This window comes from Heyndrickxia sp. FSL W8-0496, assembly GCF_038007825.1.
GTDB classification, from domain to species: Bacteria; Bacillota; Bacilli; order Bacillales; family Bacillaceae_C; genus Heyndrickxia; species Heyndrickxia oleronia.
This window is the reverse complement of the sequence record NZ_JBBOXX010000001.1, coordinates 4,002,618-4,025,000: the sequence shown is the minus strand read 5'-3', so window position 1 is coordinate 4,025,000 and position 22,383 is coordinate 4,002,618. Positions and strand designations below refer to the sequence as shown.

16 protein-coding genes, 15 tRNA genes and 2 pseudogenes (1 of these 33 cut by a window edge) are annotated in these 22,383 nt (G+C 31.4%); 31 read left to right on the top strand and 2 right to left on the bottom strand.

Annotated features, from left to right (window positions below; translation table 11 throughout):
- The 22 genes and pseudogenes from NST63_RS20380 to NST63_RS20275 all read left to right on the top strand — a co-directional run.
- Positions 1 to 71: transfer RNA gene (locus tag NST63_RS20380), tRNA-Ser, on the top strand; it begins 22 nt to the left of the window's first position.
- An 11-nt stretch (positions 72 to 82) separates the two neighbouring features.
- Positions 83 to 157 (top strand) — tRNA-Glu (locus tag NST63_RS20375).
- Between the two features lie 21 nt (positions 158 to 178).
- A tRNA-Val gene (locus NST63_RS20370) sits at positions 179 to 254 on the top strand.
- Between the two features lie 9 nt (positions 255 to 263).
- Positions 264 to 337, top strand: a tRNA-Met gene (locus tag NST63_RS20365).
- A gap of 35 nt (positions 338 to 372) precedes the next feature.
- Positions 373 to 449, top strand: a tRNA-Asp gene (locus NST63_RS20360).
- Between the two features lie 21 nt (positions 450 to 470).
- Positions 471 to 546, top strand: a tRNA-Phe gene (locus NST63_RS20355).
- A 7-nt stretch (positions 547 to 553) separates the two neighbouring features.
- Positions 554 to 629 (top strand) — tRNA-Thr (locus NST63_RS20350).
- 13 nt (positions 630 to 642) lie between these two features.
- A tRNA-Tyr gene (locus tag NST63_RS20345) sits at positions 643 to 727 on the top strand.
- An 11-nt stretch (positions 728 to 738) separates the two neighbouring features.
- A tRNA-Trp gene (locus tag NST63_RS20340) sits at positions 739 to 812 on the top strand.
- A gap of 2 nt (positions 813 to 814) precedes the next feature.
- Positions 815 to 890 (top strand) — tRNA-His (locus tag NST63_RS20335).
- A 37-nt stretch (positions 891 to 927) separates the two neighbouring features.
- A tRNA-Gln gene (locus NST63_RS20330) sits at positions 928 to 999 on the top strand.
- 3 nt (positions 1,000 to 1,002) lie between these two features.
- Positions 1,003 to 1,077: transfer RNA gene (locus NST63_RS20325), tRNA-Gly, on the top strand.
- Between the two features lie 5 nt (positions 1,078 to 1,082).
- Positions 1,083 to 1,156, top strand: a tRNA-Cys gene (locus tag NST63_RS20320).
- A gap of 6 nt (positions 1,157 to 1,162) precedes the next feature.
- Positions 1,163 to 1,244: transfer RNA gene (locus NST63_RS20315), tRNA-Leu, on the top strand.
- Positions 1,245 to 1,722: 478 nt separating this feature from the next.
- Entirely contained in the window at positions 1,723 to 1,917 is a 195-nt protein-coding gene (locus tag NST63_RS20310) for a hypothetical protein (RefSeq protein WP_341043570.1), read from the top strand.
- 63 nt (positions 1,918 to 1,980) lie between these two features.
- Complete coding sequence (locus NST63_RS20305; protein ID WP_341043569.1) at positions 1,981 to 2,229, top strand: hypothetical protein; 249 nt, start codon at positions 1,981 to 1,983, stop codon at positions 2,227 to 2,229.
- Positions 2,230 to 3,131: 902 nt separating this feature from the next.
- Complete coding sequence (locus NST63_RS20300) at positions 3,132 to 4,202, top strand: serine/threonine protein kinase (RefSeq protein ID WP_341043568.1); 1,071 nt, start codon at positions 3,132 to 3,134, stop codon at positions 4,200 to 4,202.
- Between the two features lie 158 nt (positions 4,203 to 4,360).
- Positions 4,361 to 4,739: pseudogene (locus NST63_RS20295) on the top strand (recombinase family protein); the annotation flags it as partial.
- Between the two features lie 358 nt (positions 4,740 to 5,097).
- Positions 5,098 to 5,997, top strand: coding sequence for a ParA family protein (locus tag NST63_RS20290; protein WP_341043567.1), 900 nt, complete (start codon positions 5,098 to 5,100; stop codon positions 5,995 to 5,997).
- Positions 5,966 to 6,361 carry a hypothetical protein gene (locus tag NST63_RS20285; RefSeq protein WP_341044243.1) on the top strand — a complete coding sequence of 132 codons (396 nt, stop codon included), beginning with the start codon at positions 5,966 to 5,968 and terminating at the stop codon, positions 6,359 to 6,361. Before NST63_RS20290 ends, NST63_RS20285 begins: the two co-directional genes overlap by 32 nt.
- A complete protein-coding gene (locus NST63_RS20280; protein ID WP_341043566.1) occupies positions 6,358 to 7,029 on the top strand; it encodes a hypothetical protein in 672 nt (223 codons plus the stop codon). The genes NST63_RS20285 and NST63_RS20280 overlap by 4 nt, the downstream gene beginning before the upstream one ends.
- 118 nt (positions 7,030 to 7,147) lie before the next feature.
- Positions 7,148 to 7,226 (top strand) — tRNA-Leu (locus NST63_RS20275).
- Between the two features lie 305 nt (positions 7,227 to 7,531).
- Here the strand turns inward: NST63_RS20275 and NST63_RS20270 are convergent.
- Positions 7,532 to 8,971, bottom strand: a complete 1,440-nt coding sequence (locus NST63_RS20270; protein ID WP_341043565.1) for an RNA-guided endonuclease InsQ/TnpB family protein — start codon at positions 8,969 to 8,971, stop codon at positions 7,532 to 7,534.
- Between the two features lie 466 nt (positions 8,972 to 9,437).
- Here NST63_RS20270 and NST63_RS20265 point away from each other — a divergent pair, with 466 nt between their 5' ends.
- The 5 genes from NST63_RS20265 to NST63_RS20245 all read left to right on the top strand — a co-directional run bounded on the left by NST63_RS20265 (position 9,438) and on the right by NST63_RS20245 (position 13,909).
- The gene (locus NST63_RS20265; protein ID WP_341043564.1) at positions 9,438 to 11,144 is read left to right on the top strand and encodes a DUF6119 family protein; all 1,707 of its coding nucleotides are present in this window, start codon (positions 9,438 to 9,440) and stop codon (positions 11,142 to 11,144) included.
- A 154-nt stretch (positions 11,145 to 11,298) separates the two neighbouring features.
- A complete protein-coding gene (locus NST63_RS20260) occupies positions 11,299 to 11,856 on the top strand; it encodes a hypothetical protein (RefSeq protein ID WP_341043563.1) in 558 nt (185 codons plus the stop codon).
- A gap of 451 nt (positions 11,857 to 12,307) precedes the next feature.
- Positions 12,308 to 12,502: a hypothetical protein gene (locus tag NST63_RS20255; protein ID WP_341043562.1), complete on the top strand. Its 195-nt coding sequence runs from the start codon at positions 12,308 to 12,310 to the stop codon at positions 12,500 to 12,502.
- A 31-nt stretch (positions 12,503 to 12,533) separates the two neighbouring features.
- Positions 12,534 to 12,839 carry a hypothetical protein gene (locus NST63_RS20250; RefSeq protein WP_341043561.1) on the top strand — a complete coding sequence of 102 codons (306 nt, stop codon included), beginning with the start codon at positions 12,534 to 12,536 and terminating at the stop codon, positions 12,837 to 12,839.
- 389 nt (positions 12,840 to 13,228) lie between these two features.
- Positions 13,229 to 13,909, top strand: a complete 681-nt coding sequence (locus NST63_RS20245) for an Ltp family lipoprotein (RefSeq protein ID WP_341043560.1) — start codon at positions 13,229 to 13,231, stop codon at positions 13,907 to 13,909.
- A gap of 420 nt (positions 13,910 to 14,329) precedes the next feature.
- Here NST63_RS20245 and NST63_RS20240 read toward each other — a convergent pair whose 3' ends face one another.
- On the bottom strand, positions 14,330 to 15,220 hold the full coding sequence (locus NST63_RS20240) for a helix-turn-helix domain-containing protein (RefSeq protein ID WP_341043559.1): 891 nt from the start codon (positions 15,218 to 15,220) through the stop codon (positions 14,330 to 14,332).
- A 117-nt stretch (positions 15,221 to 15,337) separates the two neighbouring features.
- Between NST63_RS20240 and NST63_RS20235 the strand changes: the two genes are divergently transcribed.
- The 4 genes and pseudogenes from NST63_RS20235 (at position 15,338) to NST63_RS20220 (ending at position 22,027) form a co-directional block, all read left to right on the top strand.
- Complete coding sequence (locus NST63_RS20235; RefSeq protein WP_341043558.1) at positions 15,338 to 16,672, top strand: amidohydrolase family protein; 1,335 nt, start codon at positions 15,338 to 15,340, stop codon at positions 16,670 to 16,672.
- Positions 16,673 to 18,073: 1,401 nt separating this feature from the next.
- Positions 18,074 to 18,625, top strand: coding sequence for a hypothetical protein (locus NST63_RS20230; RefSeq protein ID WP_341043557.1), 552 nt, complete (start codon positions 18,074 to 18,076; stop codon positions 18,623 to 18,625).
- A complete protein-coding gene (locus tag NST63_RS20225; RefSeq protein ID WP_341043556.1) occupies positions 18,612 to 20,594 on the top strand; it encodes a hypothetical protein in 1,983 nt (660 codons plus the stop codon). The genes NST63_RS20230 and NST63_RS20225 overlap by 14 nt, the downstream gene beginning before the upstream one ends.
- Before the next feature lie 85 nt (positions 20,595 to 20,679).
- Positions 20,680 to 22,027: pseudogene (locus tag NST63_RS20220) on the top strand (IS3 family transposase).
- The last annotated feature ends 356 nt before the right edge of the window (positions 22,028 to 22,383 follow it).

Genomic DNA, 22,383 nt, shown 5'->3' with positions numbered 1-22,383 from the left:
AGGAGCACGATTGGAAATCGTGTAGACGGTTAAGAGCTGTCTCAAGGGTTCAAATCCCTTGCTCTCCGCCATAATTAACTTTGGCCCGTTGGTCAAGCGGTTAAGACACCGCCCTTTCACGGCGGTAACACGGGTTCGAATCCCGTACGGGTCACCATTTAATTATATTATAAAAACTGGAGGATTAGCTCAGCTGGGAGAGCACCTGCCTTACAAGCAGGGGGTCGGCGGTTCGATCCCGTCATCCTCCACCATATTATTATCGCGGGGTGGAGCAGTCTGGTAGCTCGTCGGGCTCATAACCCGAAGGTCGCAGGTTCAAATCCTGCCTCCGCAATTAAAAATACTTTCAAGTACTCTTGAAACTATTTTGGTCCGGTAGTTCAGTTGGTTAGAATGCCTGCCTGTCACGCAGGAGGTCGCGGGTTCGAGTCCCGTCCGGACCGCCATTATACATAAGAATATGTAAAGGCTCGGTAGCTCAGTCGGTAGAGCAATGGACTGAAAATCCATGTGTCGGCGGTTCGATTCCGTCCCGAGCCACCATTCTTTAGCCGGCCTAGCTCAATTGGTAGAGCAACTGACTTGTAATCAGTAGGTTGGGGGTTCAAGTCCTCTGGCCGGCACCATTTTTTATTTTGTGGAGGGGTAGCGAAGTGGCTAAACGCGGCGGACTGTAAATCCGCTCCCTCCGGGTTCGGCGGTTCGAATCCGTCCCCCTCCACCATTTAAAAAAACAGGGGCATAGTTTAAAGGTAGAACTAAGGTCTCCAAAACCTTCAGTGTGGGTTCGATTCCTACTGCCCCTGCCATGGCGGATGTGGCGAAGTGGTTAACGCATCGGATTGTGGTTCCGACATTCGTGGGTTCGATTCCCATCATCCGCCCCATTACTTTATAAATAATTAAAACTTTAAATAGTATTAATGGGCTATAGCCAAGTGGTAAGGCAACGGACTTTGACTCCGTCACTCGTTGGTTCGAATCCAGCTAGCCCAGTACGCGGAAGTAGTTCAGTGGTAGAACACCACCTTGCCAAGGTGGGGGTCGCGGGTTCGAATCCCGTCTTCCGCTCCAAGTATGGCGGCATAGCCAAGTGGTAAGGCAGAGGTCTGCAAAACCTTTACCACCGGTTCGAATCCGGTTGCCGCCTCCATACTATGCCGGTGTGGCGGAATTGGCAGACGCGCACGACTCAAAATCGTGTTCCTTCGGGAGTACCAGTTCGACCCTGGTCACCGGTATCAATAGATCGAAGAAAACAAAAAAGTCAATGCATTGAGCAATCAATGTATTGACTTTTTTGATGTTTAAAAAAAATGACAATTATATTGATTATCTAAGAAATCTAGACACAGAACAGAAAGAATGATACGGTTCAACTTACAATCCTTTTGATTCCATTTTAAATTTATTTGAACTAAAGATATCGAAGCCCAAAAACGAAATTAAGAAGGATTTTATCTCAACACTTTAAAATATGCAATAGAATTTGAACATAATAGCATTTGCAAAATATGAGTTTGGAGGGATTGAAAAATAACAGCTTGCTATATCCTAAACGAAACGGTGAAACATCACTACATATTAAATTATATAATCAAGATAGTGAAAGTGTTGAACGAAGGAAATACGGTTATAAATTAGAGAAATTAGCTATTTAAATTCTGATTTTGCAAGTGAAGGTGATAATCAATGGGTGTATGAACAATTGAAGATGCGATGACGTTTCTTGAAAAGTATGTTTCATTTGAAGATGTTGAGGGTGATTTTGAGCATTGTGCGTTAGTTCAATCGGCATTGTATTTGGACAGCTTGAAAAATAAATGCTTAATAAATATGATACCTAATGACTTAAAATACCGTGAAAGACTACTCTCTGATGAAGAGTTGGAGAGAATGTTTTCCAATCAATAGCTTCTCATTATCTGTGTGAACAAGAGTTGAAAAATGGCTTCAAATTACGGTCAAAATATTTAAATGGGAGCATTAGTTGATGATGTACTGTATGTTCCTTGTAGAAAGTTTTTGGCAAATGAACAGAAGGATTATTACAAAAATCTTGATGGAAAATACAAAGTTAATGGTCACGCTATTTTTTGGGATACAGTACATATTGAATATGCTAGATTAGAAGAAAATCTAGAATTAGTGTTAAAGGATATGGCTAAATCAAAAGTTATCAAAATATCAAATGTAACAATTGCTGCTCACATTGGGAAAGCATGAAACATTACATGTTTTAGAAGCAAAAAAATCGATGATTTCAAACGTGAACTTAGAAGAGGTATGATGTTAAATCAAATGAGTTGCTGTTTAAGCCGAAAGCAAAATCGAAGCAAATCAAGGGTTATAATATAGAGGAAAAAGAGTATTTTGAATCACTTGGAATTGAATATGTTTATGATGCAATAGAATTTACATTAATGCGACAAAAAAAGAAATTGATTGGTATACGGCAAGAGAATTATCAAAAACAATTCAGAATAAACACTTACAATATGCTTATTTAAGGGCATTGAAATGAAAGTCGAAATTTAAAGATACATTGTTAGAACAACTTGGTGGAAAGGATAAACCATTATTTCAAAGTCATAATCTAACAAATCAGGAGTGGATAGAATAAAAGAACTAAATGGTACTTACGCTAATGAGATTCATGAAACATTAAAAACAATAGATAATGTTGAAGATACAATGTAATCTACCTCACAAAAAAAATCCAACATAAAGATGCGATTCTCCCGCATCGTGAATCACAAATCCCCTAAACATAAGACTTCAGTTGAAAACAACAATTATCCTTAATAAAACACGAACATATATGCTCAATTAAGTATATCTATCATAAGTAAAAGGATTAAACCTCCATCTCTGATGGGGATTTTCTACATAAAAGAGAAGTTTTATCAAAATTAGTAAACTGCCATTACAATCGTTTAAAAAATCAAATTCATAAGCTATAAATTCATGTCAATTAGATACTATTAGAGTGCGTATAAGATATAATTTTTCCAAAAATCTATCAATTTCATTTTGAAAATTTTAACTATATATGTATAATTTATGTTGTAAATAGCATATAGAACTGAACTCAGAATTACGTGAAAGTTTAAGGGGGAGAAAATTTAATGTTTATTACAAACAGTATATTGAACGAAAGATATAAACTATTGCAATTATTATTTAGAGGTGGAATGGGAGAGGTTTGGGTTGCAAAAGATATAGTATTGGATAGGAAAGTTGCAATCAAAACAGTTAGCCAAATACTTTTGAATAATGATGATAGTGCAATTAAAGTTTTTCAAGATGAAGCAAAAATAGGGGCACGCTTATTGGGACACCCCAATATTGTAGCTATATTGGATTATGGTATTTATGAAAACGACACTCAAGAAAAAGATTATTATATAGTAATGGAATACGTTGAAGGAATGAATGTTGAGACTTTTATTAAGAGTTTTAAATCCATACTTGATGAGGAGACGTATTACCATATTTGTTTATTAATAGCTTGGGAGATGGGAAGAGCTATCGACTATGCACATAAACAGGGAATTTTACATAGAGATATAAAGCCATTAAATTCTTTTATTTCCTTATTTGGTGTGACAAAGGTTGGAGACTTTGGTTTAGCAAGAATTATTGATGCTGTAACTAGGACACATACTGTAAACGACTTCCAATCACCTCCTTATTCTGCACCAGAACAATGGAAAGGGGAAAAACACGTAGAGGGGACCGATATCTATCAATTTGGATGTACATTATATCACCTATTTACAGGTAGATTAATTTTTGATAAAGGTAAAATGGCACTTATGTATGCACATCTTAATGAAGAGCCACAAGCACCAAAAGATTTTTGTGAGAGTATGCCAGTGGAATTATCTGATAAAATACTAGGAATGGTTAATAAAGAAATAGAGGATAGAACCGATTTATGGGAAATAAATGATATAATTGCTAATGAATTACAAAAGAGCTTCACATTAAAAGTAACTGTTGATAAGGAAAATACAGAACTTATTGACAAAATAGTTAAAATAACAGACTTTTCAAGTGAAACCCTAGTAGAAAAAGGGGAGGCTCAATTTGATTTTCCCGATTCAAATGAAGTTTTATCAGAGGGCATTCAATTAATCTTAAATGGAATTACAAGTTTCAGTATAATTGGAAAGGAACAAACAGTACAAGTTTAGAATGTAAAATTGTTTAATAAGTTTTAAAATTTTTTAGAACTTCACCGATTTTTAGAGTGAGGTTCTATATGTGTTTATATAGGTATACCTTTAAGGGAAGTAATAATACCCATTAGATATTGTTTATAAAGAGTATGCAAACTTTTTATATGTGCATAGATATTACGCAAAGCATCAAAGCAGATATAAAAGTATTGGATATGCCTCTACTCGATACAACTTGATATTAAAGACCAATTAGGATCGTTAGAATCTGACCTTGTTTTACAAGTTTTAGCTTTTGTAAGTGAGCATGAACGTGACAATATTCTTCAACGACAAGTTGAAGGAATTGCAGTTGCAAAAGCAAAAGGGAAGCATCTAGGTATACCGAAATTAAAATCTAAGCACATTGAAAAGGAAAAAAGACAAAATTTGGATGGCAACTTTCCTAAATGGAAAAGAAAAGAGAATACAGGAGTTGAATTTATGTCCTTGTTAGACATTAAAATGAAATCCTTTTACAAAATAGTAAAAGAATATGAAAAAACATTGTAGGCACTCATAAAAGGGTGTCTCCTTCATTTTTAGTCGTAGTACTTTTCACCAAAAACAGACGTCAGTTATAGTGAATATGCTTGAGGTCTTCCACTCCTGCACTCTTACTAAAGAAGTTAACCGTGTGAAATAAATGATAATATAGTCATTTAAGGCTATTTTACATGCAAATATTTGTCTTAAGTAATATCTAGATAAATATTTTTAGTAGAATATGTAAATGTGCTGGAGGATTGTTCTAGAAAAGATATGTTTGGAAATCATATTTACACATAGTCTTAAAATCTAGTATTCTAATGATTAATGATTAAATTTATTATCTATTATATAATCAAAGTAATAATATGGGGGTGTAAAAGTGGAGAAACATGCTAAAATAATTTCTTTTATAAATATGAAAGGTGGAGTCGGGAAGACTACACTTTGTAAAGAGGTAGGATTATATCTCTCTGAGCGTTATCAGTATGATAATGGAGAATCATTAAAAGTTTTATTAATAGATATTGACCCACAATCTAATTTAACTCAATCTTTGTTAGAGAAATTTGACAAACAAACAACCTTCTATGATGAGGAAGGTAAGGTAGATTATAAGTGTTCTATTGATAATATATTTAAACAAGACATGGTAGGAATGACTGAAAAACATGTGATTTTAAAATTATCGGATAATCTAGATATAATACCAGGTGAACTAGAAACTATATTTCTACAAAGACAACAAAATTCAAGTACACCGAATAAACTAATGGATTACATAATTGATAAAAACTTAAAAAATGAATACGACTATATATTTTTAGACTGTCCTCCAACATATTCTGTTTACACGGAAATGTCCTTTTATATAAGTGATTACTATTTAGTTCCTGCCGTACCAGATGCATACTCTGTGTTAGGTGTAGATTTGCTAGAAAGAGTTGTTAAAGATATCATTCATAGTCAAAGAAATGGTATTTTTAAAAATTTTAAACCAAAAAATCTTGGAGTTATATGGACTAGGGTAGACTTAAGTAGAAAACCAAAACAACAGGATTATATGGATGGATTAGAGTTCACAGAAATAGTTTTAGAAAATAATATCCATATATTCAAAAGTAAATTTAATGAGTCTCATAAACTCTCCACATCACCATTTGAAAAAACTATAGTGGATAGAAATGATGACAGGCTCAATGAAATTATAACTGGTATATGTGATGAGATAATAAATAGGATTGAGGTGCTTGAAAGTGAAATTTTTGTGGAAGAAAGTTAGAACGTTGGATTACAAAGAGCAAAATCCCGAGCAACTAAAAATGTACTTTTATGCAGTTTTAATTCCATCAATTTTATCAAAAGAATTATTTAAAAGGAATAGTGACATTAAAGAATTGGTTGATAAGTTTAAGGTTAAAAATAAGATTAAAGATTATTTGTATATAAGTAGAACAGCATTATTGGCTAAGCTAATAAGAGAAATAGAAGAGATTGAAATTGAAATGTTACAATATAATGTTCAAACTTTTAAAGAATACATAGAGGATTTACTTATTACTAAAGAGTTAATAAATAATGAGTCAGCAAATGTTACTAAAATAATAAATAAATATTCCAGAAATCATAGTGAGAAGCAAAAATGAGTTATGATTGGATTTACAATAACTATTTAGATTATTTAAAAGAACAAGCCCCGAGCTTTTTTCAAAGATTAAAAGAACAAGAGGAATTAAAAGAGTTATATTTAACAATAAATGATATCTTTTTTCTTTGTAATGCTTTTGATAGAGTAGAAATGCAAGATAAGAATTACTTTAACTTAATTAAAGAATTTAAAAGTTATGGAAGTAGATTGCTATTAATAATCACTTTAAATGATAAATACTTAGTTGACGTAATGTTAAGGCTGTTAGTTGAAAAACTATATAGAATTTTATATGGATTACATCGTCCAGAATTGGCTGAAAGTTCAATTAGAAAACATGAAAAAAGAAAAATGAAAGAACGCTTAGAGGGTTTTGTATTAAAACAGGAGGAATTAAATAACTTGTATTCTGATTACTCAGAATTATTACATCATACAACTCCTACTGTAACTGATTTATTAAATTTTAGAGAATTGATGGAAGCTGATACAGAGATAATAAATTATACAATAGAAAAAGTGAAAATAATACGAGACATATTTATAGAAGATTGCTTTTTTAAATCTTTCGATACAGTTGAGCTAGGATTAGCTACTAGTATGAATTTAAATAATAATCTTCAAGAAATTACAATTCAAAAACTTGTAGGTAAATCTCTACTTTAAAATTATTAAATCTCAATAGAATTAATATAATAAATCTGTTTCTTTTAAATAGTATTAAGGCATTTCTAATCGTATGGACAACTACACTTTTAACATTGACTTTAAATTTTGATATACTAACGGTGTGGCGGAATTGGCAGACGCGCACGACTCAAAATCGTGTTCCTTCGGGAGTACCAGTTCGACCCTGGTCACCGGTATCAAAATAGTGAAAGACCCTGAAATACATCAAATATAATGTGTTTAAGGGTCTTTTTTGTTTGTATTGCTTTTCTATAATACTGTATTTATATTAAAGGTATTTGTGAGTGAACAAGTGTCGGTTCGACTGCTTTGATTTTCCTCATCATTTTAATTCTATCTAAATCGGAATTAAAATGTCACACCTGAGTATAAATCTTTTCCCCAAGTCAAGACCATGAATAGTGTGATGGTCTTGTTGGCAGAACAACATATGTTGTCACAAGTATAGTTGAGGCTATTTGTATTTAGATAACCTCAACTAGCCTAAGCAAGGCAATGTTAGATTAATTTTCACCCAAGAAATCTCCGCTCCATATGGTGCTTTTCCTATAAAAGTGAAGCTTTGAAGCTTGTGTTTATAAAGAGGAATATTTAACTTATATCCTACCTTTTTTCCAATATTGACACTTGAATTAATATCTCTCATTAATGGGGTCCCACAGTTTTCACATGTAAAGCTACGGATATGGGGATCTCTTTTTCTCATATATCCGCAAACACAGCATTCTTTGGTAGTGTTATATTCATCAGATATTAAATAATACTTACCACGTTTAGTTGCAACCCATTTTAAGATGCTACGGAATTTCCCGATTTGTTCTTGGTTCAACATACTTCTTTTCATATTTTTGAAGGGAGCATGTTTATTTGCTGGAGTATAGTCACCAATGATAACTAGATCGTATTTATCGTACAAAGTATGGGCAATAGAATACAACGCTGTCTTAATTTGTTCTCGACGTTTGTTGTATGCTCTATTTACTGCAGAGTTTAATTTATTCCATCGTGGACTGTGAATTGTATAAGAATTTCCGTATTTGCTTTTTTTCGTTTTGTATTGTTTTACGCAAATATCTCGTTTGGCTTTTAGTTGATCTATTTTTTTATCCCAATAATTAATCATTAAAAGCTTCTTAAATTCAATAGAGTTACCTTCATCGTCTACACCAACAAAGAAGTTTTTATGGTTAGGATCTAAGGAAATCCATTTTATATTATCTGGAATATGGCGTTCCTGTTTAATTAATGAAGGTTTTTGAGGTAAGGGTTCATTTAACTTTGTAGACTTAATGCACTGAACTCGATAGTTTGACATTGCTTTTTTAAATTCAATTTCTGTTTCTGAGCAGCGTTCTATGGTGAAGATTGCAAAGAACTTATCGCCTTGTTGCTTGCAAAGGCTAAACGTTTTTAATTCTTCTCCATCACCTAACTCTACATTTTCTTTCAACTTCCCAATAATAGAAGGATTTTTTTTACCTCTTTGCTTTGGTAATCCAGGTACTTTGCCTAATGAAATAGAAACTGCTCTTCCTTCCTTTAGAATTTCCCAGCCTTTATTTGGCTCATCAAAAACAAGACTAAACCATTTTTTTCTCCAGCTCCTATGTTTAGGATATCTAGTATCACCTTTAAAGAAGCTTTTATATGCTGTAAGCAATCTTGTAGATGGTTCCTTTAACACAGAAGAGAAGACGGAGTTTAAGAATGGATGACTCTTTTTTAAAGAGACTCCGTAGTTACGCAGGTTTCTCCCCTCTAAAAGTTTTAAAGAATTATTATTTTCATTGTAATCCTTTTGGCAAGCATCTAATAGTTGATTATATAGCCAATTGCAAATTTTGCTCTGACCATCAAGTATCAGTTCATCCTTTTTGGAAAACTCAATTTGGATCTTCTTGGTGTAGGTTAGACTCATAATTTTCACCTCCCACTAAAAAAAGAGAACGTTTGTTCTATTGAGTTTATATTAACAAATGTTGTGTTGGATGTGCAACTCTTAATTTCAGTTAAAAGGGAATGATTAAAAAGCAGGATTCAGTGAGTCTAAACGGATTAAGGACTATGAATGGAACGAGCAGATACATTTACCAGCTACAGACTCGAAAGAAGAAATTTGTGACATTTGCTTTATAAAGGAAAACAAGATTTACTGTAGTGTATTACCAGATGCTGAAAAAAAGTTTGAAATATTTTTTATAAAGTGCAGCGGCAATCTGAGTTAGTGGGTAGTCACAGAAAGATATCTTTACCTTCAACATTTTTTTGTTGATGGTGAGGTTATTTTTTAGCAATTTTCTCATTGTTTTGTAAATATATAGCCTTATTTGTTATAATGTGTTAGTAAATTGTATTAGCCTGTTTACTAATAGGGGGATAAATAAATGGGGCAAATAAATATATATAAAATAGCAGAAAATAAAATACAAGTTTTTATAAGAGAACTTTCTGTGAAACTTGAAGAAGTAGGAACGCTACGAATAGAAAGGCAGAATGAGTATAAATTATTGGAAGATTCAGCAGAAGAGGCATCAGAGGGTGACCAATCCACAGGTAGGGAAAACGTAATACAGGAAATTGTTAATGAAATTTTCAACTTATCTTTATATGTGTCATCCCCACAAGAAGAAAAAGAAATAAACTGGAACTGGTTACTTAACGCTTTTAATCAAGAAATTAAAACTACATTACCTAACCCGAAAGCTATTTTATTGATTCGGCATAATGATTATTTCTACAGTGTAACTTTTGGTTTTTCTTATTTTTTAGTAGATAAGTATTGTGATAGAAATTTTGCCTTTAATTTTGCAAGAAAATTGAATTACAAAGAGGTTAAAACAACAGCTTTAACCACACCTAATTCTCAGAAAAACAAATCAATAAATACTTATGTCAACTATAATGATTTTGAGTTCGATAGTGGTGAATCCTTTACTAAAATCAAAGCAAAAGTCGAGCTTGAAAAAAACTTTTCTTTATTTAAAGAAGGTATAGAGGTTGGTAATTCAATCAAGTTTAACATTAGTGAAAACTCTTTAGAGACTATAGTAGATTTAATAATGTTTATTGAGGATGTATTGTTAAATTGTGATGACCAAGTGAAAATTCCTGTTTTCAGTAAAATTATTGAGGATGATTTAATTGATAAGCTAGAAGAGAAGCTTCAAAAGGCAATCAAAGAAGAATCTTATACAGTTAACTTTTCAGAAATTGACATAATTGGCACAAATGAGACGTTTAATCACAATGATAATACTTTTAGAATTTCATATAAGTCTCACCATAAAACAATTGAAGAACTTACCCAAGAAGAACTTCAAAAATTTGCTTATGAAAATGAATTTGACCTAAATGAAAATATATTAAATATAAAGGTAGTTAGTTATCAGAACGGAAATTCTGTAAGAACTGACACAATTAAAGATTTAATTGACTATACAGATGATGAAGAAAGGTGTCTTCTATCAAAAGGGCAATGGTTTAAATATAATGAAGATTATCTAAATTACTTAGCTGATTCAATAAAAGAAATTGAGACAATTTACGAAGAGCAATATGACTTTGATAAAGAAGAGCATATAGAATTTATTGAAAAGAAATTCCTTTTAGAAAAAGGAGAAAAAATATATCAGGGTCTATCAGATGAAAAAATAAAAGAGAAATTGAAAAAAAAATATTATAGTGAGAAGTATTATAATTTAAATTTGCAAGAAAAGTTCGGCTTTACAAACTATGATCGCAATTTTACAAGGGTAGGTACTGCTACCGTTGAAGAAATGGATTTGTATAAAGATGGAACAATCTATGCTGTAAAGATTGGTAATTCTTCCGGAAAGTTAAGCTATGTAGTTGACCAATCATTGCAGACGTTAAAAATCTTTAAGCATAATTTATCTGAAAATCAATTTGAAATTAAAGACATAGGTTTATGGATTATTCTGGACAGAAGAACTAACCTTCCAATAATTGAGGGTAAGCCGGATTTAAATCATCTTGATATGCTTATTTTAAAAAATAAATTAGACTATTGGAAAAAAGAAGTAAGGTTAATGGGCTATATACCGGTTATACGGATAAATTATGTGAAGTAAGTTTATTTTTTATAATTTGAACTTGCTTTATATGCAATTACGAGAATTGTATTAAACTAATTTACTTGAGAGTAAAAATGAAAAGGTCTAAATTTTACGACTCATATAATAATATTAATATATTATTTCTTACAACGAAAAGAGGCATTATAAAGTGAATGATTTTAGTAACCTGGAATACATCCAATTGGGAGACTCTATCGAGATTATCTATGAAGGTGATCAAATAGAGTTATGGGAAGTATCGATAATCAATTTAAGTCTTCATAGAATAATAAATAAAGTAGCTACAGAGGTGATAAGTAGGGAGTTTGCAAATAATCAAACAAATAAAGATTATAGATTAATTATAGATAGTGGACCATACAATGCCCATATACCAAGGCTAATAAAAACAAATATAAAGAGTGTCAGTAATGGTTCTATTCATCAACTTGTAGAATTATCAATTGTAAATTTAAATGAATTTGCTACAAACCAAGTGTTTATTGGAGGTGTTTTAGCTTCTATATCTGCATCTGTTATTGCATCTATTAGTAAGTCACCCTTAAAATTTGTAAAAATTATACGAGGAAAACAAAATGAAAATACTCGAACCGTTGATATAGGTCCCAATTTAGCCAACCTTGCGAAGGCGTTTAGGAAAAATAATAAGAAAATTAGTATCAAAGTTAAAAATGGAGATGATGAGGTAGAAATTAAAATAGAGTAGTTAATGGGCTTTTACTCTTTTACCATAATTGCTTTAATAATTTTTTTACTTCATTTAGCTTAAAGTAAATTCACCAACACTCAATGAGTTGCCATATACACTCTGGACATGTGGAATATGGAAACATTATTAACTATTCAATTGTCGTATAGGTTTATACTCCAAATCATTTTACACAAATTTTACACAACGCTGGTACAAAACCTTTTAATCTCAATATGATTGACCTATTTTCGACCCCGACCACAGGTATCAAATTTCGATATTCTGTATTATCGTCAATTACAGAAGAATTAAGGAATATCAACGTTTTAAACGCCTATCTACAGTAATGTAGGTAGGCGTTTTTTGTTTGGTTTTAAATTATCTATTGGCTGTTTGCTACACGACAAAAATTACTTCAAATCATGTTCACAGGGTCGTGTTCACTGGTGAAAGAGGAAATAGCTATATGGCAATATGTCAAAATATTTTAGATGAAAGGGAATTAGCAGTTTTAGAAAAGGAAACTAAGTATTATATTGAAACAATTAAGGATGCTATTGATTTATTTGTAAAGGACTGTGAGTTGCGTAATTTAAGACCTCATACAATTCAGTATTATATGAGTGTGTTTAAGGCATTTCTAAATTCTTTATCTGTATAAGAATAAATATTACCGAATTAAAACCTAGCATATGACAGAGGAACATATAAAAGAAAATATTATTTTGTATATGAAGAATTACAAAGGTAATAAGGTAGTTCCTATAAATAAACGTTTAGTGGCGTTACGTGCATTTTTTAATTTTCTAGATAAACATAAGCTTATTCCAAAAAATACAATGGAAAATATAAAACTGTTGAAAGATAGAAAAGCAGTAATAGAAAAGTTGCAGGAAACGCTTAGTGTGCCAATACAAGACAGATTGAAAGAATATCTAAAAAAATATATTGCTATTCATGATTATGTTGAAAGTGGGGCTTTATTTGTACTAGAGTGATCAAAACGGGGATACAGCAGAGAATTATTAAATAAGGTGAAATGGCAAAAAATTAAAGAGGTTCGTTGCAATCCTCACACGTTCTACGATACATTTGCAAAACTATGCGTCCAACAGGGGGGGAAATAAGGGCAATTAACTTTTATAGTTAGGTGTAGTATACAATTAGATTCATTACAGAAAACTTTATGGATAGTGGGGGTTACAGAATCACATTTTAATACGTGTGAATCTAGTTAAAAAATTTTTTAAGGACTTTTTGGTATCAGACATTCAGAAATGAGACTTTAATACTATAAATGTGAGAAATAGCATTCCAATAAATTTACAATTATGTTAAAATTGTTTCTATTATTGTAATCTAGTAACTTATGGGGGGAAGGTACATAATGGCAAAGGAAAAAGTTAAAAAGCCGTTCTATAAAAAATGGTGGGTTTGGGTGATTGCGATTATTATTATTATTATTGGGGCTGCTGTCAATGGCAATGATGGGGATAAAGAGGACTCAAACAAAAAGGAAAGTAAGCCGGCTGTTGCTGAATCGGCAAAAGATAAGCCAGTGGAGAAAAAAGAGGAACCAAAAAAAGAAGAAGTGAAAGCAGAAGATAATGTTCCTGCGGAATATAAGTCTGCTTTGAACAAAGCTGAATCGTATGCAAAAACAATGAGCATGTCCAAAAATGCTATTTATGACCAATTAACTTCAGTAAATGGTGAAAAGTTTTCCGAAGAAGCTGCTAAATATGCAATGGATAATCTTGAATTTGACTGGAAAGCAAACGCTTTAAAAAAGGCTGAATCGTACTCAGAAACAATGAACATGTCAAAACAAGGAATTTATGATCAACTGATTTCTGAACACGGTGAGAAATTTACTTCTGACGAAGCACAGTACGCAATTGACAATGTAAAAGCAGATTTTAATAAAAATGCTTTGAAAAAAGCAAAAAGTTATCAAGAAACAATGAGTATGTCACCAGCAGCGATAAAAGACCAACTGACTTCTGAACACGGTGAAAAATTTACACAAGAAGAAGCTGATTACGCTATTAAAAATTTAAATAAATAAAACATATAACACGCCCTCAACCAAATTTGGGGGTGTGTATTTGCTTATAGTTGTAAATCCGCATTTTTCTCACGCTATTACTAGAAGCTAATTAAATTTAATTAGTTGGGTGGATTATTCATTTGGCTTACTGTAAGGGTATAAGGAATACTCTCCATTTTATAATAATTGAACTACTGTTTTACTGATAAGTACAGAATTGTAAAGTGTCATTTATAGACGGTTCTGTTTATTGGGAGTAGTTGATTTTTAATAACAAATTCTTTGGTCCTATAAAAGTACTAGCCTTGTTACTACCTTCGCTGAAATTTCATCAAATATTGTTAGGTTTAATTAGTCTACTTACGAAACAGATCCGTAAAAAAACAACATGAAATATTCGTAAAACCCAATCTTTCATTGGTTAGGATTGTATCGTTATTATATGATTTGCAGCAGGTATTGCTCGATACCATACGCCATCCTAGTAGAATTCAGATCATTTAATAATTGAATAGCTTGTTTTATTTTTGCAATACCTTCTTCTTTGTTGCCAGTTCTGATGTCGTAGGCACCCTTTAACTCTAATAAATGTACTCTTTCCATTAAGTTGCTTTCGGGAATGGTAATCGTCTCAAGATACGATATAAACTCACTAAATTCCTTTTGAAATGTAAATTCTTCGTGAAATCGATTCACAGGACCAAGCAAATAGATAATGGTATTAAAAAGCACAGCTGTAATCGCATCATTCACCTTTTTGTAGTCTCTAAATCGAGCACTTTTCTCATAAGCGGTTCTGGATAGCATAATGACCATATCTGGCTGGAGTAATAGTAACGTTCCATTATACAGTGATAATTCATAATAACCCCAGACCTCTACCCGAAATAAATAATCCGAAAGAAGGCTTAAATCATACTCTTGTATTCGATCGACGGTATATTGTGTATCTACTATACTTTCATATACCTCTATTAATAGAGCATTAAAATGATAAGTTTCTACTTCATATTGCTTCCACTTCTTTAACGCCTTGTTTTTTAGCTGCTTAAGTTGTTTCACGTCCCTATTTAAATAAGCAATTCGCGCTGTTTTAAAAAATTGTTCCAATTTATCAGGCTGAAAATCGTTATGTATGTATAAGAACTCATCAAAGTGCATCATTAACTTATCCAATAATCTTGCCATGAGACCAAGAGTTATATCAGAATCTCCACGTTCAAACTTTGATAAAAAAGAGACAGAACAGATGTTATCTGCTAACTTTTTTAAGGTTATTCCTTTTTGTTTTCGTATCATTCTTAGTGTTTTACCGTATTCCACCGCCACTTATACTCCCCCTGAAAAGATAAGAATTCCACTATATGACAATTTTAAAATGCCATTGTTTAAATCAATATACAATAAAGTCAGAAAAATGGATATATACTTAAGGAGGAAACAAAAATGGGAAAATTATTAATCAAAAATGGAACGATTATCGATGTAGAAAATGGAGTATCTTTTATAGGAGCAATTGAAGTAGAAGGAAATAAGATAAAAAGAATCATGAAGCAGGATGAAGTGTTACCTGAGGGCATAGAGACGATTGATGCTAAAGAAAAATATATTATTCCGGGTCTAATCGATATGCATTGTCACATTAATGAGAGATTCGCACCCCATTTTGTAGCATCAGGGGTAACGACAGTACGAAATGCAGCAGGTAATGTCAACTTACTTCAAAACTTAATTGAAAAACCTGATCATGCGCCGACACCAAGAGTGTACGCGTCAGATAGAATGATTGACGGTACACCTGGACAATGGGGTCCAACAAGTTATGGTAATTTTGTAACAGATGACCCAGAAGAGGCAAGGAAAGAAGTTCGTAGACAAGTTGAAGTGGGAGCGAAATTTATAAAACTGTATGGATGGATAAAGAGAGACGTTATGGAAGCGGCAGTCGCTGAGGCGAAGAAATATAACTTAGAAGTAGCCTGTGATTTAATGAATTCAAAGGAGTTAACTATTTTAGATGCAGCTGAGTTAGGGGTAAATTGGATTGAACATATATCTGGTTTTGCACAAGAGATGTACAAAGGTTGGAATCCATTAGTAGACCAAGAGGAATGGAGTCATATCGATTGGGATAACCCAGATCAAGAAAAAATAAAGGAGATTTGTGGGAAAATTCTGGGATACAATGTAAAACTATCCCCAACAATGGTCGTTTTTGATCAATCTATGAAATATCCTGACATCTGGTCACCTAAAAATCAAGTTGTAGAATCCACATTAAATATAAATTACCTTATGGAATACTGGAAAGATAATGCGGAATATGTAGAGGCTATAAAATCAAGGACTGCAATTATAAATAATTTAACGAAAGCTATTGCTAAAACCTACTATGATATGGGTGGAACGGTGGTTGCTGGAACTGATACTCCAGCCTTAATGTTTACGTACCCAGGTATGGCTTTACACCGCGAACTAGAATTATTTGTGGAAATTGGTTTTACCGAAATAGAGGCTCTACAAGCAGCAACAGTGAATGCAGCAAAGTCTATTCATCTAGATGACATTGGAACACTTCAAGAAGGAAAAATTGCAGATCTAGTCATCTTAAACAAGAATCCATTAGAAAATATTAAACATACACAGGATATTGATTTGATCGTTAAAGGTGGAAAAGTATACAATCAAAAGGAAATTTTAAGTAGTATACCAAGTGAAGAAGAAGTTAATAAATCCATGCAAGCTTTTATCGAGGAATGGGAAGAGGCAAGTGTAAAATAAGTATTGGAATTATTAATATGGAAATTTCTTTAGTGATGATGTGATAGAAAAACATAGAACTTTTTCACCTTTCACAATTTATATATAAGGGTGTAGGGATTATAATCGTCTTAGCTATAATTAAATATTGTAAGAAAAATAAAAGTAGTTTTGATTAGAGGTTAATACATGGAGAACTTGGTACATTATATTTATACTTGCCTGGGGGTAATAGTCGGTATATATCTTTTTATTACAAAAAGGGATTCTCGAAAATCAATCTTAATGCTCTTGTTATCTTTAATTGCTTTTTACAGTAGTGCATATGTGTTTTATTTTATAACTAAGCCAATTAATTTAATTTGCACAGGATTAATACTAGTTCTTTGGATTATTGTACTCCGACTTGTTAAAAAGTTTAATTCAAATAAAGAGCAATTTTTCTGGAATATTTGTGTAATCTATGTAGCAATCTATCATATCTTGCATTATATCTTCGACCCGATTGCTCACAAAAATATAATGTATGCTTTTGTGTTTGTTATCTATACAAATGTTGGTATTCTTTTACTTGGATTGTATTATTTTTTAAGAGTTTACAAAAAATAATTTTTCTTAAATAGTTCCTTTTTAGACCTTCAACCCTGAAGGTCTTTTTCATATTTGTAATTAATATTTCGGTTAAAGATTGTAAAAGTAGAGCATGACCTAAATTAACAATTCGATGAATTATAATAAGGAGCGGATTCAATATGAGTAAAGGAAAATTTTATCCTATGTTAGGGTTCAATTGTTGAACAGAACGAACAAAGACAGGTAAAAGCGATTGAATAGGGAGCCAACCATAAAGAAATATCTTATTGAGAAGGTGAGCGGAAAGGGTATCAATAACCTCAATTTTGTGAAGCATATTCAGTAAGATTCTTTTCTAAATCTTTTTTTGAATTCTTATCGTTCTACCATTCAATTGTATAACAGATTCTACTTTATAAAACAATTTTATTTACAGAAGATATTTAATTTTTATTGAGAAGGTAAGGTTAATAAACTGTGGTGCTAAGAAAAAAATATTTTAGTTTTTTAATAATTAGACTTTTGAAAGAGGTAAATCTAGTAAAAGTGCTGTTTCAATTCATAGTAAATAAAGTAAAATAAATACTATAAAATGATTTAGATTAGTTCTTGCTCAAAAAAGGGTGTAATGATTTGAAATCAATCAAAATCAACATTGACTGAAATAGATATCCGAAACAAATAAATGACACAATTGTTGACGCGGATTGGATTTGATATATCAAGAGCATTTTGCACATGCTTCATGGAGGGGGAGTTTCATTGAACGGAAATATAATGTCGCAAAAAAATTAAGTAGAGGAAAAGAATTTGTTTCTTTTTGTATAAATAAATGGGGAGATGCTTTATATGCGAGGTATGAGTAAATTTTTTTCTCTTTGGAAAATCTTTATTAGTATTTTAATTTTAATTATTTTTGGGTTATTATCCACGATGTATTTTTTATATAATAATAACTTTATCACGAAAATTTTAACAATTAATCAAGCTGATGTAGATAGTTTAGTTAATACTATTTGGCAGATTCATGCAGCTATTGCAACATTAACAATTGCACTTATGGCTCTTTTGGTTGGATTCAATAATGATAAAAAATTCGGTATAAATACTTTAGAATATATTTTAGTCATTAGAAAAGAGTTTTTTAAATATCAAGATGAAATAATATTGTCCATATTTCTGATACTTATTCAATATTTCTTTGTGGCATATCAAGCTCTTGCTGGAGTAGTAATAATATTTTCTTTTAATATCTTGATTATTTGTCATATGGCATATACGAGTATTAGATTAACACTTGGTGATAGCGAGGTATCAAAAGAAATAAAGAATTACTTAATAGCAGAGATTAAAATTGCAATTAAACATGAAAACGAGGAAATAGAAAATGGCAGAAAATAATATAAATGCACATTTAAACAATCTTTATAAACATACTAGTTTGCTTATTGAAAACAAGGGCATAGATAACTTATATGGGAATTTGGATTTTTTAGGAAATGTTTTAGACGTAATTTTGATAGAAAGTATAGCTCCTCAAAAATCAAAATTACTGAGATCATGGATAAATTATAGTGATGCTATCTTTGCTAATATGATTCGAAATGATATGCAATTAGAAGCTATAGAATATATGAGAAAATATCATGAGATTAACAAAAATCACAGCTATAAGACTCAATTAGAATATTATCATGCGCTGAATAGTCTATTAAATTATGTGAAAGAAGAGAGGAGTGCTTCTAAACTATTTGAGTTACCAATTTTACATTTGTTTGATGATATGCTGGAAGGGACTAGTACATATGGAGAGCACTTTATTGATAATAGTCTTCCTTATCTTTTTAGTAGATATTATGTTTGCTTATATAAAAACACTTCAATAGAGAAGGAGGAGAAAGGTAAATTAATTAAACGGATCTTTCGACACATATTACAATTGCCGCATTATACACGTATAAAAAGTGACTTTAATAAAATAAATTTAGTTCAAAAAATTATAGAAGAAATAATAAAGACATCTATTGATTTAAAAGATAGACTTAATCTTAGATACTTTTTAACGATTTTGAGTAAAGAAAATTATTATTCAGGTAAAGGAATAGATATAAATAAAGGTTTTATTAAAGTTGCCGCATATATGTATTATCTAATAGAGAAAGAAGATTTAATCAGTCAAGAAGATAAGAAGGAGATAAAAAATGTAGTAAAAGATAGTGTTAGTATACTAGTTTATTGCATAGGTAATATTTATGATTTATGGAGGTACTATAATGAAATACAAAATAGTATGACCAAATGGGAACATTTTGATGAAGATGGAGATGTTAAATATATTATGATGGACTCAGTAATAAGAGAATTCTTTTATTATTTAAGCATTGCTACTAAACAGTTCAGAATTGATGATATTAGCGAAGAGATACTTGATCAAAATGAGATGTTCATATTTTTTAGCAATTATACAAAAGACTCAAAAATAACTGATAATTGCATTGAATCTTATACTAGATTTAAAGAACTATTTAACCTCCCTACAGAAAATAGTGTTGAGGAATTAATTAATTTACAATTTTCTCTTATGGGAAGATATAAGAAACTAGTTTTCGACAGAGTAAGAAAAGCGAGTAATAATGATAAGGCTATTAAAAAAAATGAAGCTAAAATAAAAGAAAGTTTAAATGAAACCCTATTAAGTAACCCATTTTTTAAAGCAATAAAAAATAAACAGGAATCTTCTTTGGACAGAAAGAAAATAAAATTATTATCTATATCGATGCCTGTTGAATTTATTGTAAATGAAACGAACTTCGATTTTCTTGAAAATAACTTTAATTTGAATTTTGACTCAGTAGTTAAGAAAATGCTGTGTAAAAAAGGATTTCTTTATGAAGAAATTAATTATAAAACTACTGAGAAAATAGAAATACTAAACCAATTGGTTAACACATATAAAAAATCTAAAACAAAAATAGATACTATAATATATGGTATTAAAGAAAAATCAAGCTTAATGTATTTAGAAACAAAAGAAAACTTAGAGCTTTATAGAAAGATATTAAAAAATTTAAAATATAAAGAAGTAAATAAATCTAATGAATGGATAGGTTTTAATAATGAGCAGTTACTTTTAAATTATAGCGAAGTATTTGTTGAAATTGTAGAACCTACTTCAGATCAAATAGCACTTGAACTAGAAAAAGTTAAAGTCGAAGATGATTTTTTTATTACTATTACAAATGATATATCCATTAAATTTAATGAAGATGAAGCAAAAGAATATCTAAAAATAAATAAGGTATTTATTAATGTATATATGAATATTGAGATAGTTATTAATAATCCTGGTTTTATTTTAGCAGTTCGCTAAAATTAGGATAATTATAAAGAGCCCACTTTAGTGAACTGCACCCCAATTGTTAGACACAACTAACAATTGGAGGTGCAGTTTTTTTATGACGAAATATTCACTTGAAATTAAATTAAATGCTATTCAAGACTACCTTAAAGGTGTGGAATCTTTCAAAGATACAGCAGAACGCCATAATGTCAGTACAACGATGTTGAAAAAATGGGTAGCGAAGTATCGACAACATGGATTGGAAGCTTTTCGGGAAACATATACAAATTATTCGGTTGAGTTTAAAATGGACGTAATTCATTATATAAATGAAATGGGAGCGTCCATTAATGAAACCACCACAGTCTTTAACATTCCTGACTCTGGCACTGTGTGGAATTGGAAACGTTTATTTGAAACACAAGGGATAGACGCTCTACAACCGAAAAAGAAGGGGCGTCCATCCATGAAAAAGGAATCAAAGAAAACTCAACCAGTAGAAGGATCACCAGAAGCACTACTCGCTGAAATTGAACGTTTACGTATGGAGAACGCCTATTTAAAAAAGTTGAATGCCTTAGTTCAAGAAAAGGAAAGATTACAGTACAAGACAAAGCGAAAGTAATTTATGAACTAAGGCAGGAATTTAAAGTGAAAGATTTAGTAAAAGTGGCTGAAATTCCTCGCAGTACGTATTATTACTGGGTAAACCAAATGAATAAACCAGATAAATATAAAGAAGTGAAAGAAGTGATCCAACAGATTTTTGATGAACACCAAGGTCGATATGGCTATCGTCGTATCACCTTAGAATTGCGTAATCGTGGTATAAAACTAAACCATAAAACGGTGCACCGCTTAATGAATGAGATGGGGTTAAAATGTCTTGTCCGCATGAAAAAGTATCGTTCATACCGTGGAAAAGTAGGAAAAATCTCCCCAAATATTTTAGAACGTGATTTTCAAGCAACAAAGCCAAATGAGAAGTGGGTAACCGATGTAACGGAATTTCATTTACATGGGGAAAAGCTATATTTGTCACCAGTCCTTGACCTTTATAACGGAGAAATTATTGCATATAATGTTGAAAAACGCCCAGTTTACGCACTTGTTTCAAAGATGTTGGACAAGGCTTTTAAGAGATTAGAAGATTGCGATACCCCTATTCTTCACTCTGATCAGGGCTGGCATTATCAGATGAAGAAGTATCAACATGCATTAAAAGAACATAGAATTACAAAAGCATGTCTCGTAAAGGGAATTGTTTAGATAACGCGGTGATAGAGAATTTTTTCGGCTTATTAAAGAGTGAACTGCTTTATCTTGAAGAATTTAACAGTATGGCGCATTTCAAAGAAGAATTAGAGAAGTATATTCACTATTACAATCACAAACGAATTAAGGCAAAATTAAAAGGCATGAGTCCGATTCAATACCGTACTCATGCCAAGGAATCTGCTTAAAATTCGTGTCTAACTTTTTGGGTTCAGATCATCTACTTGGTTCTTTTTTTATGGACGTTCCAATTGCTAATTAATTTTTGGAACTTAATCGGATCGTACTTGGAACGCCTGTTTGTTGTAAAGGAAATAATATATAAATTTTGAAATAACAATTGAATCATTTAATATCTTTAATAGAAACTAACTGATAAATTACAGACTTAATGATTTATTAAAATTCTATTGGGTAGTTTTTTTTTATTAAATATAGCTTAAATCTATAGTAATTAGTATTTGCCAGCTTGGCGGCTTTAGAAACAGACAACCCCTCGTTATAAAGTTTCTCAGCAGATTGAAATTTTTGCTTTTGAGTTACC

Excerpts from the sequence above, each read along its gene's own strand:
- NST63_RS20310 (WP_341043570.1), top strand. The coding sequence starts at position 1,723 with ATGACGTTTCTTGAAAAGTATGTTTCATTTGAAGATGTTGAGGGTGAT.
- NST63_RS20305 (WP_341043569.1), top strand. The coding sequence starts at position 1,981 with ATGGGAGCATTAGTTGATGATGTACTGTATGTTCCTTGTAGAAAGTTT.
- NST63_RS20300 (WP_341043568.1), top strand. The coding sequence starts at position 3,132 with ATGTTTATTACAAACAGTATATTGAACGAAAGATATAAACTATTGCAA.
- NST63_RS20280 (WP_341043566.1), top strand. The coding sequence starts at position 6,358 with ATGAGTTATGATTGGATTTACAATAACTATTTAGATTATTTAAAAGAA.
- NST63_RS20270 (WP_341043565.1), bottom strand. The coding sequence starts at position 8,971 with ATGAGTCTAACCTACACCAAGAAGATCCAAATTGAGTTTTCCAAAAAG.
- NST63_RS20265 (WP_341043564.1), top strand. The coding sequence starts at position 9,438 with ATGGGGCAAATAAATATATATAAAATAGCAGAAAATAAAATACAAGTT.
- NST63_RS20255 (WP_341043562.1), top strand. The coding sequence starts at position 12,308 with ATGGCAATATGTCAAAATATTTTAGATGAAAGGGAATTAGCAGTTTTA.
- NST63_RS20250 (WP_341043561.1), top strand. The coding sequence starts at position 12,534 with ATGACAGAGGAACATATAAAAGAAAATATTATTTTGTATATGAAGAAT.
- NST63_RS20245 (WP_341043560.1), top strand. The coding sequence starts at position 13,229 with ATGGCAAAGGAAAAAGTTAAAAAGCCGTTCTATAAAAAATGGTGGGTT.
- NST63_RS20235 (WP_341043558.1), top strand. The coding sequence starts at position 15,338 with ATGGGAAAATTATTAATCAAAAATGGAACGATTATCGATGTAGAAAAT.
- NST63_RS20230 (WP_341043557.1), top strand. The coding sequence starts at position 18,074 with ATGCGAGGTATGAGTAAATTTTTTTCTCTTTGGAAAATCTTTATTAGT.
- NST63_RS20225 (WP_341043556.1), top strand. The coding sequence starts at position 18,612 with ATGGCAGAAAATAATATAAATGCACATTTAAACAATCTTTATAAACAT.